Origin of the sequence: Pseudoflavonifractor capillosus, assembly GCF_016902575.1 — a bacterium.
Classification (GTDB): Bacteria; Bacillota; Clostridia; order Oscillospirales; family Oscillospiraceae; genus Enterenecus; species Enterenecus capillosus_A.
Window position 1 is genome coordinate 58,741 of record NZ_JACSNZ010000002.1, and the last position, 15,245, is coordinate 73,985.

13 protein-coding genes are annotated in these 15,245 nt (G+C 57.9%); 12 read left to right on the forward strand and 1 reads right to left on the reverse strand.

Features of this window, described 5'->3' with window-relative positions; all coding sequences use genetic code 11:
- Nucleotides 1-20 precede the first annotated feature (20 nt).
- The 11 genes from uvrB (at nt 21) to H9X86_RS01355 (ending at nt 12,541) form a co-directional block, all read left to right on the forward strand.
- Nucleotides 21-1,982 (forward strand): excinuclease ABC subunit UvrB, encoded by a 1,962-nt coding sequence (gene uvrB / locus H9X86_RS01305; RefSeq protein ID WP_204899791.1) that lies wholly within the window; start codon nt 21-23, stop codon nt 1,980-1,982.
- Between the two features lie 8 nt (nt 1,983-1,990).
- Nucleotides 1,991-2,485 (forward strand): Cys-tRNA(Pro) deacylase, encoded by a 495-nt coding sequence (gene ybaK / locus H9X86_RS01310; RefSeq protein ID WP_204899792.1) that lies wholly within the window; start codon nt 1,991-1,993, stop codon nt 2,483-2,485.
- A 12-nt stretch (nt 2,486-2,497) separates the two neighbouring features.
- Entirely contained in the window at nt 2,498-3,508 is a 1,011-nt protein-coding gene (locus H9X86_RS01315) for an aldo/keto reductase (protein ID WP_204899793.1), read from the forward strand.
- A 30-nt stretch (nt 3,509-3,538) separates the two neighbouring features.
- Entirely contained in the window at nt 3,539-6,379 is a 2,841-nt protein-coding gene (gene uvrA / locus H9X86_RS01320; RefSeq protein WP_204899794.1) for an excinuclease ABC subunit UvrA, read from the forward strand.
- A 3-nt stretch (nt 6,380-6,382) separates the two neighbouring features.
- Nucleotides 6,383-6,868 (forward strand): COG2426 family protein, encoded by a 486-nt coding sequence (locus H9X86_RS01325; RefSeq protein WP_346011407.1) that lies wholly within the window; start codon nt 6,383-6,385, stop codon nt 6,866-6,868.
- Between the two features lie 64 nt (nt 6,869-6,932).
- Complete coding sequence (locus tag H9X86_RS01330; RefSeq protein ID WP_204899795.1) at nt 6,933-7,220, forward strand: hypothetical protein; 288 nt, start codon at nt 6,933-6,935, stop codon at nt 7,218-7,220.
- A gap of 53 nt (nt 7,221-7,273) precedes the next feature.
- Nucleotides 7,274-8,770 carry a carboxypeptidase M32 gene (locus H9X86_RS01335; RefSeq protein ID WP_204899796.1) on the forward strand — a complete coding sequence of 499 codons (1,497 nt, stop codon included), beginning with the start codon at nt 7,274-7,276 and terminating at the stop codon, nt 8,768-8,770.
- 10 nt (nt 8,771-8,780) lie between these two features.
- Complete coding sequence (locus tag H9X86_RS01340; protein WP_204899797.1) at nt 8,781-9,341, forward strand: TIGR01440 family protein; 561 nt, start codon at nt 8,781-8,783, stop codon at nt 9,339-9,341.
- A complete protein-coding gene (locus H9X86_RS01345; RefSeq protein WP_204899798.1) occupies nt 9,325-10,485 on the forward strand; it encodes a helix-turn-helix domain-containing protein in 1,161 nt (386 codons plus the stop codon). The genes H9X86_RS01340 and H9X86_RS01345 overlap by 17 nt, the downstream gene beginning before the upstream one ends.
- 95 nt (nt 10,486-10,580) lie before the next feature.
- Nucleotides 10,581-11,810 carry an MFS transporter gene (locus tag H9X86_RS01350; protein WP_204899799.1) on the forward strand — a complete coding sequence of 410 codons (1,230 nt, stop codon included), beginning with the start codon at nt 10,581-10,583 and terminating at the stop codon, nt 11,808-11,810.
- A 59-nt stretch (nt 11,811-11,869) separates the two neighbouring features.
- Nucleotides 11,870-12,541: a DUF421 domain-containing protein gene (locus H9X86_RS01355; RefSeq protein ID WP_204899800.1), complete on the forward strand. Its 672-nt coding sequence runs from the start codon at nt 11,870-11,872 to the stop codon at nt 12,539-12,541.
- Nucleotides 12,542-12,600: 59 nt separating this feature from the next.
- Here the strand turns inward: H9X86_RS01355 and H9X86_RS01360 are convergent, their stop codons facing one another.
- Complete coding sequence (locus H9X86_RS01360) at nt 12,601-13,974, reverse strand: MATE family efflux transporter (RefSeq protein WP_243416772.1); 1,374 nt, start codon at nt 13,972-13,974, stop codon at nt 12,601-12,603.
- Nucleotides 13,975-14,132: 158 nt separating this feature from the next.
- On the opposite strand from H9X86_RS01360, the gene H9X86_RS01365 reads away from it, so the two are divergent.
- Nucleotides 14,133-15,200 (forward strand): GDSL-type esterase/lipase family protein, encoded by a 1,068-nt coding sequence (locus H9X86_RS01365; RefSeq protein WP_204899801.1) that lies wholly within the window; start codon nt 14,133-14,135, stop codon nt 15,198-15,200.
- The last annotated feature ends 45 nt before the right edge of the window (nt 15,201-15,245 follow it).

Below are 15,245 nucleotides of genomic sequence, written 5' to 3' on the forward strand. Positions count from 1 at the left end.
TCGGAGAAGGGAGGGATTCCATGCAGCGCTTTGAAGTGGTATCCGACTATACCCCCAGCGGGGATCAGCCCCAGGCCATTGAGGCTCTGGCACGGGGGATTGAGAACGGGCTGGATGAACAGACTCTGTTGGGCGTCACTGGATCGGGCAAGACGTTTACCATGGCCAAGGTCATCGAGGCGGTGCAGCGGCCCACCCTGGTACTGGCTCACAACAAGATTCTGGCTGCCCAGCTGTGCGCCGAGTTCAAGGAGTTTTTCCCCAACAACGCTGTGGAATACTTCGTCTCCTACTATGACTACTACCAGCCTGAGGCCTACATTCCCCACACGGACACTTTTATTGAGAAGGATTCCGCCATCAACGAGGAGATCGACCGACTGCGTCTGTCCGCCACTGCCTCTCTGCTGGAGCGGCGGGATGTGATCGTGGTGTCCTCCGTGTCCTGCATCTACGGCTTGGGCGAGCCGGAGGACTTTGCCAGCATGATGGTCTCCCTGCGGGTGGGTATGGAGATCCCTATTCCGGAACTTTTGAAGAAGTTGGTGGCCATCCGGTATGAGCGCAATGACATCGCCTTTGAGCGCAATATGTTCCGGGTGCGGGGGGACACGGTGGAGATCTGGCCCGCCTATTGGAAGGACACCGCCCTGCGGGTAGAGTTTTTCGGGGACGAAATTGACCGGATCAGTGAGGTCAATGCCCTTACTGGCTCCGTGATTCGGCGGCTGAATAATATCCCTGTGTGGCCTGCCACCCACTACGTGACCCCCAAGGAGAAGATGGATGCCGCCATCCAGGAGATTTACCGGGAGCTGGAGGAGCGGGTGGCCCAGTTTGAGGCGGAAGGAAAGCTCATTGAGGCCCAGCGCATCAAGCAGCGCACCATGTATGACATTGAGATGATGCAGGAGATCGGCTATTGCTCCGGCATCGAAAACTATTCCAGAGTGATTGAGGGGCGGCCTGTGGGGTCGCCGCCTCACACCCTGCTGGACTACTTTCCCAAGGATTTCGTGCTCTTCATCGACGAGAGCCATGTGACCCTGCCCCAGGTGCGGGCCATGTACAACGGCGACCGGGCCAGAAAGACCTCCCTGGTGGACTACGGCTTCCGGCTGCCCTGTGCCTATGACAACAGACCCTTGAAGTTTGACGAGTTTGAAAAGCGGCTCAACCAGGTGGTGTATGTCTCCGCCACTCCGGGAGAGTACGAGCGTACCCGGTCGGGGCAGGTGGTGGAGCAGGTCATCCGGCCCACCGGACTGCTGGACCCCCTGGTGGAGGTGCGGCCCATCGAAGGACAGATGGACGACCTCATTGGAGAGATCAACCAGCGCACCCAGAAAAACGAGCGGGTGCTGGTGACCACCCTGACCAAGAAAATGGCGGAGACGCTGACGGACTATCTGAAAAACGCTGGGATTCGGGTGCGGTATATGCACCACGACATCGACACCATGGAGCGTATGGAGATCGTGCGGGACCTGCGCCTGGGCGAGTTTGATGTGCTGGTGGGCATCAATCTGTTGCGGGAAGGCTTGGACCTGCCCGAGGTGTCTCTGGTGGCCATTTTGGATGCGGATAAGGAGGGCTTCTTGCGCTCTGAGACCGCTCTCATCCAGACCATCGGACGAGCGGCCCGAAATGCCCAGGGTCGGGTCATTCTCTATGCGGATGCCATTACTCCGTCCATGGCTCGGGCTATGGCGGAGACGGAGCGCCGCCGCTCCATCCAGGATGCCTTCAACCAGGAACACGGCATTGTGCCCAAGACGGTACAGAAGTCGGTGCGGGAGCTGGTGAGTGTGGCTCAGGAGGCGGAGGAGACCACCAAACGGGCCAAGAAGATGACGGATGCTGAGCGCAAGGCCGCCATAGCCCGCCTGGAGAAGGAAATGAAAGAAGCGGCAAAGATGCTGGAGTTCGAGTTGGCCGCCCAGCTAAGAGATCAAATTATTCGCCTGAAAGAGAAGGACTGACGAGAACCATGGCAAAGAAAAAAGAGGAAAAAACCAACGTGATGCGGGTTTTGGAACAGAAGAAGGTGCCCTATCAGGGCCACACCTATCCCCACGACGGGGAGACTGCCCCGGACGGGGTGAGCGTGGCACGGAGCTTAGGCCAGGACCCGGCATGCGTGTTCAAAACCCTGGTGACCCGTGGGGCTTCCGGGGGATATTATGTGTTTGACATTCCAGTGGCTGCCACCTTGGATTTGAAAAAGGCGGCAAAGGCGGTGGGGGAGAAGTCGGTGGCCATGCTGCCCAGCAAAGAACTCCTGCCCCTCACCGGATATGTCCACGGTGGCTGTTCCCCGGTGGGCATGAAAAAGCAGTTCCCCACGGTGTTTCATGACAGCTGCCTGGAGCAGGAGACTATCTATGTGTCCGCCGGGAAGATCGGCTTTCAGGTGGAGGTGGCACCCCAAGCCCTCATGGACTTGGTGCGGGCCACCGCAGCTGATGTGATTGTGGATGAATAGAGGAGAGAGAATATGAACATGGTAACATTGGGGAATACTGGATTACAGGTGTCTGCCATCTCTTTTGGCGGCATTCCCATCCAACGTTCCGATGCCGCTAACACCATGGCGGTGGTGGACGAGTTGGAGAAGTTCGGCATCAATTTCATCGATACTGCCCGGGGCTATACCGTCTCTGAGGAGTATTTGGGCAACGCTCTGAAGGGTCGGCGGGAGAAATTCATCCTGGCCACCAAGTCCATGTCCCGCAGCAATGAGGCTATGGCAAAGGACATTGATATCAGCCTGGGCAACCTGCAAACCGATTTCATTGACCTCTACCAGATCCACAATCTGCCCTTAAAGGATTTTGACCAGGTTTTTGGCCCTGATGGAGCCTATCAGGCTCTGGCAGAGGCCAAAGCGGCGGGGAAGATCGGTCACATCGGCGCCACTGCCCACTCCCTGGACGCTCTGCGACTGCTGGTGGAAGAACATGCCCACCAGATCGAGACGGTGATGTTCCCCTACAACATTGTGGAGATGCAGGGCCATGAGGTGCTGGCTCTGGCCCGGGAGAAGGGCATTGGCACCATTGCCATGAAGCCCATGGCAGGGGGCAACCTGGAGGACTGGAATCTAGCTCTGCGCTTCATTGCAGCCTCCGGAGTGATGGATGTGTCCATCCCTGGTATGGGCAGCGTGGAGGAAGTGCAGCGCAACGCCCAGGTGGATTTGACCACTCCCTTGACCCAGGAGGAACTGGAGGAATGCCAGCGCATCCGGGATGATCTGGGCACCCACTTCTGCCGCCGCTGCGGCTACTGTGCTCCCTGTACCGTGGGCATTGATATTCCCTCTCAGTTTCTCATGGCAAACTACGCCCGCCGCTACGGCCTGGCAGACTGGGCGGTGAGCCGCTATCAGGCGCTGGCCCATCACGCAGGGGAGTGCGTGGAGTGTGGGGCATGCGAGACTCGTTGTCCCTACGAACTGCCCATCCGGGAAATGCTGCGGGATGTGGCAAAGGAATTTGGCTGCTAAACACAGCCCAACATTTGAAGGAGACCCAATATGTTAGACCATATTCTCATTAAGGGCGCCAGAGAGAACAACTTGAAAAACATTGATGTGGAGATTCCCCGGGACAAGCTGGTGGTGCTTACTGGGCTGTCTGGCTCGGGAAAATCCTCCCTGGCCTTTGAGACCCTGTATGCCGAGGGCCAGCGCCGCTATGTGGAGTCCCTGTCCTCCTACGCCCGCATGTTTCTGGGACAGATGGAAAAGCCGGATGTGGACTACATCGAGGGTCTGTCCCCGGCCATCTCCATCGACCAGAAGACCACCTCCAAAAATCCCCGTTCTACCGTGGGTACGGTGACGGAGATCTATGACTATTTGCGTCTGCTGTGGGCAAGAGTGGGCACCCCACACTGCCCCAAGTGCGGTAAGGAGATCCACCAACAGACCGTTGACCAGATCATTGACCAGGTGCTGGCCCTGCCCCAAGCCACCCGTATTCAGGTGCTGGCCCCTGTCATCCGAGGGAAAAAGGGCGAGCACGCCAAGGTGCTGGAGGATGCCCGGCGCTCCGGCTACGTCCGGGTGCGCATTGATGGAGCTCTCTACGATCTGTCTGAAGAGATCAAGCTGGAGAAGAACAAAAAGCACAACATTGAGGTGGTGGTAGACCGCCTGGTCATTCGGGAGGACATCACCCGCCGCCTCACCGACTCGGTGGAGACGGCCACCGCCTTATCCGGCGGTGTGGTCATCGTCAACCTGGTGGAAAACGATGAGGATCTGCTCTTCTCCCAGAACTACGCCTGTGAGGACTGCGGTATCTCCATTGAGGAGCTCACCCCCCGTATGTTCTCCTTCAACAACCCCTTTGGCGCCTGTCCCACCTGTACGGGACTGGGGGCCCAGCTGAAGGTGGACCCGGATTTGATTATCCCAAACCGTAGCCTGTCCATTTTAGAGGGAGCTATCACCGCCTCCGGGTGGAACAACATCAAGTCCGACGGCATTTCTCGGATGTACTTTGACGCTCTGGCTGCAAAATACCACTTCAACCTCACCGATCCCATCGAGAAACTTACCCCGGAAGTGCTGGACATCATCCTCTACGGAACCAAGGGTGAAAAACTCACCATCCACTATGACCAGCCCCGGGGGAAGGGTGTGCTGTACCAGCCCTTTGAGGGCATCATCAACAACCTGGAGCGCCGCTATAAGGAGACCCAGTCCGACGCCATGAAGCGGGAGATTGAGGAGTGTATGAGCGAGTCTCCCTGTCCTGACTGCCACGGCCAGCGGCTGCGGCCTGAGTCTCTGGCGGTGACGGTGGGGGGCATCTCCATCCACCAGTTCTGTGAGATGCCAGTGGACGAGGCCTTGTCCTTTTTGGACACCATCACCCTTACCGAGACCCAGATGATGATTGCCGACCGCATTTTGCGGGAAATCCGGGAGAGACTTGGCTTTTTGAAGAGCGTGGGTCTGCAATACCTGACCCTGAGCCGTCAGGCCGGCACATTGTCCGGCGGCGAGAGCCAGCGCATCCGACTGGCCACCCAGATCGGTTCCTCCCTCATGGGAGTGCTGTATATCCTGGACGAGCCCTCCATCGGCCTGCACCAGCGGGACAACGACCTGCTGCTGGGCACTTTGAAGCACCTGCGGGATTTGGGCAATACCCTGATTGTGGTGGAGCACGACGAGGACACCATGCGCTCGGCGGATTATATCATCGACATTGGCCCCGGCGCAGGTGTCCATGGCGGCCAGGTGGTGGCCTGCGGTACCGCTGAAGAGGTGATGAACACCCCGGGCTCCATTACAGGCGACTACCTGTCCGGGCGCAAGAAGGTGCCGATACCCGACCATCGGAGGGAGGGCAACGGAAAGGTGCTGCGGGTGCTGGGTGCCAGTGAGCACAACCTGCGCCACATCGACGTGGACTTCCCCCTGGGCACCTTCATTGCGGTGACCGGCGTGTCCGGTTCTGGTAAGTCCTCTCTGGTCAACGAGATCTTGTACAAGCGGCTGGGGGCGGAACTCAACCGTACCAAGGCCAGGCCTGGCAAGCATGACGGCATTGAGGGCATTGAGTACCTGGACAAGGTCATCAACATTGATCAGTCTCCCATTGGCCGTACGCCTCGCTCCAATCCCGCCACCTATACGGGGCTTTTTGGAGATATTCGAGATCTGTTTGCCTCCACCCCCGATGCCAAGAGCCGGGGCTATGGGCCGGGCCGATTCTCCTTCAATGTCCGGGGCGGTCGGTGTGAGGCCTGCGCCGGAGACGGCCTGTTGAAGATTGAAATGCACTTTTTGCCGGACATCTATGTGCCCTGCGAGGTGTGTAAGGGCAAGCGGTACAACCGGGAGACCCTGGAGGTGCGCTACAAGGGCAAGAACATCCACGAGGTGCTGGAGATGACGGTGGAGGAGGCTTTGGGCTTCTTTGAGAATCTGCCCCGGCTGAAGACCAAACTGCAAACCCTTATGGATGTGGGTCTGGGCTATGTGAAGCTGGGCCAGCCCTCCACCACCCTGTCTGGCGGCGAGGCCCAGCGGGTGAAGCTGGCCACCGAGTTGGCCAAGCGCTCCACGGGGTCCACCATCTATATTCTGGACGAGCCCACCACCGGATTGCATACCGCCGACGTACACCAGCTGGTGGAGGTGCTCCAGCGCCTGGTGGAGTCGGGGAACACTGTGGTGGTCATCGAGCACAACCTTGATGTCATTAAGACTGCCGATTACCTCATTGATCTTGGCCCGGAGGGAGGAGCCGGGGGCGGTACAGTGGTATGTACCGGGACACCGGAGCAGGTGGCGCAGTGCCCCGAAAGCTACACTGGTCGCTATTTGAAACAAATTTTAGAGAAAGACAGAGGAGTATAAGAGATGGATTTGATGCAATGGCTGACCACCGACTTGAACGGTGAGTTTTTGCTGACACTGCTGGTGTCTATGGTGCCTGTGGTGGAGCTGCGAGGTGGTATTCCCTTCGGCGTGGCGGCAGGCCTGCCTGTGTGGGCAGCGTATCTGGCAGCGGTGATTGGGAATCTGATTCCCGTGCCGTTCATTGTGGTGTATATCCGCCGAATTTTCCTTTTCATGCGCCAGCACATGCCTCGGCTCAACAGCCTGGTGGACAAGATGGAGCGGAAGGCTCATCTGAAAAGTGCCTCGGTGCTCAAATATCAGTATTTGGGTCTGGCCATCTTTGTGGCCATCCCGCTGCCCGGCACCGGAGCCTGGACCGGAGCGCTGGTGGCAGCCTTCCTGGATATGCGCCTGAAGAAGGCCCTGCCCTCCATCGCCGGGGGCGTGCTGTCCGCAGGGCTGATTATCAGCATTCTCTCCTATGGAGTGAAAAGCCTTTTTTGAGGCAGAAGCCCTGTGACCTCCACCACCTTTGGGGCATAGAATGACCCAAAGGTGGTGGTTGGTTATGGGTGCATATCTGGTTTTAGGACTGCTGGCGGCCCTGGGACTGCTGGCTCTGAGCTGGCTGGTGCTGGGGCGACTGCTGCTGCCCATCCCACTGGCCCTCACCGTGTCTTTGAAAGGATATGGGGACGGAGAGGGACTGGAGCAGGGGGTCAAGGCACTGCACTGGATGCGGCGCACTGGCTTGTGGCGGGGCGAAATCCTCATTCTGGATGGCGGAATGTCCCCTCAGGGGCTGGAAGTGGCCCGGCATCTGGTGGAGGAATACCATGCACAATTAAACATATGAGAACTTGCCCCCCAGAAGGTTTCTGGGGGGCTTATAAGAAAGGAAGAATGGATATGGACATTCAACAGGCACTCAATCAGCTGCAAGAACTGCAAAAAAAGCTCTACGCATTTTCCGCAGCCCAGTCCTCTTTGTACTTAGACGGGGTCACCGTGGCCCCCAGGGACACCTCCGCAGGCCGTGGCGTGGCCCTGGGCGTTCTGGCTGGAGAGCAGCACAAGACCCTGTCTGACCCCCAGGTGGGGGAGATGCTGGAGGTGCTGTCTGCTGCTGGGGAGCAGCTTACCCCGGCACAGCGCCGCCAAGTGGAGCTGCTCACCCGAGAGTACCGCCAACTCTCCCGCATCCCTGCCCAGGAGTATATGGAGTATGCCATGCTGGTCAACGAGGCCAGCGATGTGTGGCACCGGGCCAAGGAGACCAACGACTTCCCCCTCTTTGCCCCAGTGCTGGAGAAGCTGGTGGACTACAACCGCCGCTTTGCCGGCTATTACGACGCCAACAAGCCTCCCTATGATGCTTTGCTCAATGAATATGAGCGTGGGATCACCATGGCGGAGCTGGACAAGTTCTTTGCTGCGGTGCGGGACAAGCTGGTGCCGCTGATCCATGCCATTGGGGAGAAAGAGCAGCCGGACGTGAGTTTCCTGCACCGCCACTACCCGGTGGAGGTCCAGCGTAAGTTCTCCGACTACCTCATGGAGGTGCTGGGCCTGGATCGGGCTCACTGCGGCATTGGGGAGACGGAGCACCCCTTCACTCTGGGCTTCAACACCCAGGATGTACGCATTACCACCCATTACCTGGAGGACGACGTGGCCAGTTCCATGTATTCCGTGATCCACGAGGGGGGGCACGCCATGTATGAGCTGAACGTGGAGCCGGAGTATGACTACACTTGTCTCACCGGCGGGGCTTCTATGGGCATCCACGAGAGTCAGTCCCGTTTTTACGAAAATCTCATTGGCCGTTCTCTGCCCTTTGTCCAGGCCATTTTCCCCAAGATGCAGGAGCTGTTTCCCCAGCAGCTGGCGGATGTGACGGCCGAGCAGATGTACCGGGCGGTGAACATGGCCCAGCCCTCCCTCATTCGCACTGAGGCAGACGAGCTGACTTACTGCCTCCACGTCATGGTTCGCTATGAGATGGAAAAGCAGCTTATCGGCGGCACTCTGGAGGTGAAGGATGTGCCTGCTGTGTGGAATCGGCTGTACAAGGAGTACCTGGGGGTGGATGTGCCTGACGACACCCACGGCTGTCTCCAGGACTCCCACTGGTCTGGCGGCATGATCGGCTACTTCCCCTCCTATGCCCTGGGCAGCGCCTATGGGGCGCAGATGCTGCGCAACATGGAGCAGGATGTGGACGTGTGGGGCAGCGTGGCCCGGGGTGATTTAGCTCCTGTGACAGGCTGGCTGAAGGACAAGGTCCACCGCCATGGCCGCATGCTGGACCCTGCCCAGCTGGTGGCGGAGGCATGTGGCACGTTTGATCCCACGGTGTACACCGACTATCTCACCGAAAAATACTCCAAACTCTATAACCTGTGAGGTGACAGACATGGCGTGGACATTGGAACAGATTGAGGACCAGAGCCGTCAGGCTGTTTTGGAGCTGCTGGAGGTGTCCGGCATGACCTCCGGCCAGATCCTGGTGGTGGGCTGTTCCTCCTCGGAGGTGGTGGGGGGCCACATCGGCAAGGCCTCCAGCCTGGAGACGGCACAGGCTATTTTCCGTGGGATTTGGCCGGTAGTGCAGGAGCGAGGCATTTACTTAGCTGCCCAGTGCTGTGAGCATCTGAACCGGGCTTTGATTGTGGAGGCAGCATGTGCGGACAAGTACGGCTATGAGCCGGTGTGCGTGGTACCTCAACCCAAGGCGGGGGGCTCCTTTGCCACCACCGCTTGGCGCAGCTTTGAACACCCAGTGGCGGTGGAGCACATTCGGGCCCACGGCGGCCTGGACATCGGCGGTACCCTCATTGGAATGCACTTGAAGGACGTGGCAGTTCCGGTACGCCTGAGCCTGGATCATATCGGGGAGGGGCTGCTGCTGTGCGCCCGCACCCGGCCCAAGTTCATCGGCGGCAGGCGGGCGGTGTACGATGGAGAGCAAAGGTAATCGACTGTTTGTAGGGGCAGTCATTCGCAGAGAACGCCTGCGCCGGGACTGGATCCAGGAGGGGCTGTGCCGTGGCATTTGCACGGTGTCCTACCTCTCCAAAATCGAGCAGGGTAAGGCGGAGGGCAGCGGCGAAGTGCTGGGCCTGCTGCTGGAGCGGCTGGGAGTGCCCTGGTATGAGGACCAGGAGACCCTGGCGGCAGGGGAGAAGTGGGTGGAGCGCTGCTATGAGGCGGTGCTGTCCGGTGATCCCGAGTCTCACGGCGCTCTGGCTCCGGAGTTTGATGCCCTGGCGCCCCGGCTTGCAAGCAGCCCATATGGGCTGGATGTGGCAGTGCTGCGGGGCTTTGTCCGCCCGGAACAGGCCATGGAGGACACGGGGCTGGAGGAGTATCTGGACCGCCGCCAGCTGGCCCTGCGCCGGGTGCAGCAGGAGCGCTACCAGGAAGCTCTGGACCTGTACCCCTGCGCCTATACCTGGATGAGGGCGGGAGTAGACCACTATTTCCGGGGGGACAGCTACACCGCTGCTGTGGAGTGTCTGAGTCAGGCCTATCAGCGTGCCTGTGAGCAGGGTTATGTGCGCTTAATGCTGCTGGCCAAGCTGTACATGGGAAATTGCTACTGCAACCAGCTTCATCTGAAACAGATGGAGGAGCAGTACCGAGTGGCCCGTCGGCTGGCCCAGGCTCTGGGCGATAAGGAAATCTTGCGCAGTATGGCCTATAATCAGGCATCGGGCTATTTGGAGTGCGGGCAATACCAGCGAGCCTACGAATATTTCTCTGCGGTGGACGAGCCCACAGGGATGGACTTGCACAAGCTGGCTCTATGCTGTGAAAAGCTGGGGTTGACGGCCCAGGCCCTGGAGGCCCTGGACCAGGCAGACGGGATGGACTGGGACTGGGAACTGGGCAGACAGATGTGCCATCTGGTGCGCTACCGCCTGGAGTATCCCGACTATCTGCGCCACACGGAATACGGGGCGCAGCTCTTACAGGTGTTCCAGGACTGCCAGACCCAGCTTCCCATCGGCTATGCGGCGTTCCACCTGCCCTGGGTGCTGGAGTGGTACACGGCAAACCGACAGTACCGCAACGCCTACGAGCTTCTCCGGAATTTTCCCATCAAACTGGATTTATAACCCATTAAGGCCCTTCCTTGGGAGAACATTTTCCCAAAGGAAGGGCCTTTTTCTACCCTTATACCCTGTGCTACCATGAATGTGAGGTGAAAGACATGAGACAGACCCTTTGGACGAAAAACTTTACCCTGGTGACTCTGGCCACCACCCTGGGGGCCATTGGCGGCATTGCGGGCAGCTTTGCTCTGTCTTTTTTGGCCTTTGATGAGACGGGGAGCACTTTAGCCTCCTCCCTCATTCTGGCTATTCAGATGGTGCCCTACTTTATCATTCCCTTATTCGCCGCCCCCTGGATGGATCGGATGCCCCGCAAGCCATTTCTGGTGGGCGGCGATGTGCTCAACGGCATCCTCTACGGGGCGGCAGGTCTTTACCTGATGTTCTGGGATTTTCACTACCTGGGATATCTGGGCTTCTCTCTGCTGCTGGCCTCTCTGGGGGCCTTTGATGAGCTGGCATACAACTGCATCTATCCCAAGCTCATTCCCAGCGGCCTGGAGGAAAAGGGGTATGCGGTATCTGCCACCCTCTACCCGGTGCTCAAGGTTATCATGACCCCGGTGGCGGCGGTGCTGCTGGACACACTGGGAGTGGCGTGGATCCTCCTCATCCAGGCCGGGCTGTCCCTGTTGGCGGCAGGGGTGGAGAGCCGCATCCAGATAGTGGAGCATGTGGAGAAGGGGGCAGCCCGGTTTTCCCTGGGTCTGTGGTGGGGGGACATCCGGGAGGCGGCCCGGTACCTCAAACAGGAGAAGGGCCTGCGCAGCATCTACGGCTATATGGCAGTGACCAACGGAGTGGCCAGTGGATATTCCCCACTGCTGGTGGCCTTTTTTCGCACCATGCCCGGCATGAGTGCATTCCTGTATGGGCTGTTCTCGGTGGCGGAGTTTGTGGGGCGCAGTCTGGGCGGGGTGGTGCAGTACCGGGTGCGTATCCCCGACGAGAAGAAGTACGGCTTTGCCTTCTTTGTCTATCAGTTCTACGAGGTCATGGACATCTGCCTGTTGTGGCTGCCCTATCCCCTGATGCTGTTCAACCGGGTCAGTGCGGGCTTTTTGGGAGTCAACAGCGCCACCATGCGTCAGGCGGCGGTGCAGCGGTATCTCCCCGAGGGACTCCGGGCCAGAATCAACGCCTTTGAGAGTATGTGCATTATGGCAGCCTCGAGTATGTGCAGCCTGGGCATGGGAGCGCTGGGGGAAGTTTTGGACTATCGGCTGTGCGTCACTCTGGGTGCTGCCTTCACTTTGGGGGTATGCTGGCTCACCATCTGGAAGAACCGAGATCGAGTGCGAAAGGTTTACCAGCCTGAGAGCGTGTAGCAGCAATGTGCATATTTCTGAGATTTCTCGCCAGAATACCAGAAAAGGAGGAGTTCGCCATGCCTGTACTCACACTCTGTCTCACCGCAGTGGGTTCCTTTGTGGTTCTGTTTCTGGTGGCAAAATTCATCGGCCACAAGCAGATCGCCCAGCTGGATTTCTTCGACTATATCACAGGAATCACCATTGGCTCCATTGCCGCCGAGATGGCCACCGAGCTGGAGGAGCCGTGGAAGCCCCTGGTTGCCATGGTGATTTACGGCGGAATCACGGTATTTTTGAGTTTTCTCTCCAGCCGCTATCCCAGGACTCGAAAGTATCTCAACGGAACTCCCACCATTTTGTTGGATCATGGCAAGCTGTACTATGAGAACATGAAAAAGGCTCGGCTGGACTTGAGTGAGTTCCTGGTCATGTGCCGTCAGCAGGGGTATTTTGACCTCACCACCATCCAGACCGCCATTTTTGAGTATAACGGCAAACTTACCATTCTGCCTGTGACCACTCAGAGGCCTGTAACACCCCAGGACATGGCGTTAACGCCAGCCCAGGAGCTGATTTTCACTGAACTCATTATGGATGGACGCATTTTGGAGGACAACCTCAAACGCATGGGATTGGATCGAACCTGGTTGGACAAGCAACTCAAGCAGCACCATATCTCCTCAGCCAAAGAGGTGTTTTTGGCGGCCTGCGATCGCAATTTGAAGTTTGTGCTCTTCAAGAAATAACCTGAAAAGCCCCCGGATGTGTGCATCCGGGGGCTTTTCAGGTAAGTGTAGGACGGAACTCAAGGGGCGTTGTGCAGACCACTTTCCAGCCGCCGGAAGAGACGGCTTAGCGTGATCACTGCCGCAATGCTGAGGATGACTTCCGCACAGAACTGCGCCCAGGCCAGACCGTACAAGGGGAACAGCAGGTTGAGAATGTAGAGAGCGGGAATTTCCAGCACGATTTTGCGCAAAATGGCAAAGATAAGAGAGTTGCGGCCCAAACCGCAGGCCTGGAATACGCCTACAGCCAAAAAGTCTGTGGCGAAGAAGGGAAGTGCCAAGCACATAGCGCGCAGGAAGGTGCTGCCGTACGCCACAACCTCAGGGCTGCTCATGAACATGGAAATGAGGTTGTGACTGAACAAGAAGTAGCAGGAAGTGAGTACCACCAGAAACACCACGGTGATCTGTCCGGTAAAGAGAATGCCTTTTTTCATGCGCTGGTAATTTTTGCTGGCATAATTGTAACTGACCAGGGGCATCAGACCTTGGGACAAGCCCATGGCCACATACATGGGCACCATATTGATTTTTTGAGCGATGCCCATGGCGGCCACAGCATTGGCGCCAAAGGGGGCTGTAAAATTGTTGAGCACCGTCATACCGGTGACATTGAGCAGGTTCTGGATGGAGGCGGGAATGCCCACGCCGCACACTCCTTTGACAATGTCGGGGCGGAAGGAGAAGTGCTTGGGATGGATGCACACGTAGGTGTTCCCCCGCCGCACCCACAGCAGCACGAAGAAGTACAGGCAGGCCACGCAGTTGGAGATGCAGGTGGCCAGACCCGCGCCCGAGGCCCCCATATGAAAGCCCCAGGGAAGGATGAAAATGGGGTCTAGTATGACGTTCAACAGACATCCGCTCATGGTGCCGATGCTGGCGTGGAGGGCGGAGCCTTCCGAGCGTACCAGATAGGCCATGACCACGTTCAAAATGGCGGGAACAGCGCCCAAACCGGTGGTCCAGTTCAGGTATGCAATGGTGCCCTGGGTTGTCTGGGCATCTGCACCCAACACCACCAGCAGAGGGGTGCGGAGGAGAAAGTAGAGCAGGGAGAATAGCGCTCCGCAGATGAGGGAACAGTAGAAGCCGAAGGCAGAGCTTTTGTACACGGTATCATAGTCCTTGCGGCCCAGAGCCCGGCTCATCATGCTGGAGCTGCCCACCCCGAAGAGGTTGTTGACGGCGTTAAAGGCCAGCAAAACGGGTGCCGCCAGGGTGACAGCGGCGTTTTCCACAGGATCGTTGAGCATACCTACGAAAAAGGTATCTGCCAGATTGTACAGTACCATCACCAGGGAGCTCATGACGGTGGGAATAGCCAGAGATGCAATGGCCCGGGGGATGGGTATGGTTTCAAATAATTGGGTTTTGTCGCTGGTAGCCAAGGGTAAAATTCTCCTCCTTTGATGGATATAAATGCTATTATACGCCAAAAGGGGAGAAAGAGCAAGGTTTGGGGAATTTGTCCAGGAGTGGAAGGAGTGTCTGATACAGCCTGCCGATATCCTGCGATGGCCGATCAAAAGAAAGGAGTCATGGAACCGTGAATCGTACCAATGGGAAGGGCAGGCGAATGGGGAAATGGGTGAGTGGGGCTTTGTTTGCAGCTATGCTGCTCTATCCCATGCCGCTGGCAGCGGCGGGATCGGACGGTGGACGCTGCTATGTGGCCCTGGGGGACAGCATTTCCAGCGGATATGGCCTGAAAGAGGAAGAGCAGATGTTCACCCAGCAGGTGGCCAACCAAAATGATTTTCAGCTCACCTCGCTGGCTCAAAATGGGGAGACCTCGGAAACTCTACTCCAGCGCTTGAATGATCCGGAAGCTGCCGCATCGGTGGCACAGGCGGATGTCATCACCATCACCATCGGCGGCAATGATTTGATGAATGCGCTGTATGCCTATTTGTTTCACCAGTATCAGGAGAAAAATCCAGATGCCACCATTAAACAGGAGGATATAAAAGCGGCTATGATGGGTGGGGACATGACCATGCTGGCCTTTGCGTTGGACGTGACTCCAGGCTTTGCGGATTCTCAGGAGGAGAAAGATGCCTTGGCCCTCTTTGTGTCCAATCTCACCCAAGTGGTGACTGCGATCCGAGACGTCAATCCACAGGTATGCCTGGTACTCACCAATCAGTATGACCCGTACAGCCATTTGGTCAAAGAGCTTTCCAAGTACCCCCTGGTTTCAGATGCAGCTGAGCAAATTTCCTGTGCGTTCAGCACAGGGGTTTCTACCCTGAACTCGGCCATCGCATCTGTGGGGGCGCTGATGGGCTGTTCCGTGGTGGACGTGTACACGGCCTTTGCCGATGCCCAGGAGAATCCCTGCAATGCTGGAATGTCTGCTGCTATGAAGCTAAACCTGGATTTCCATCCCAATGCCTATGGCCATAGTTTAATTGCCCAGGCGGTCACCGCTGCTGCCAATGCCCAGCTGGGAACTGGCACCCGCACCGTCAGCGGGCAGACCACTGACCTGATCCAGGGGGAGGACAAGGCAGGGCAGGAGATATGGCTGGTTACAGCAGGCACAGCAGGTGCGTGTTTGGTGGCTGTTGTTACAGTCTGGCGCAGCAGGCGCTGTGGTGGCTGGAAGAGGTAAGTCCAAGATGAAACACACCCCCACGGGCACCTGGCGGTTCCGTGG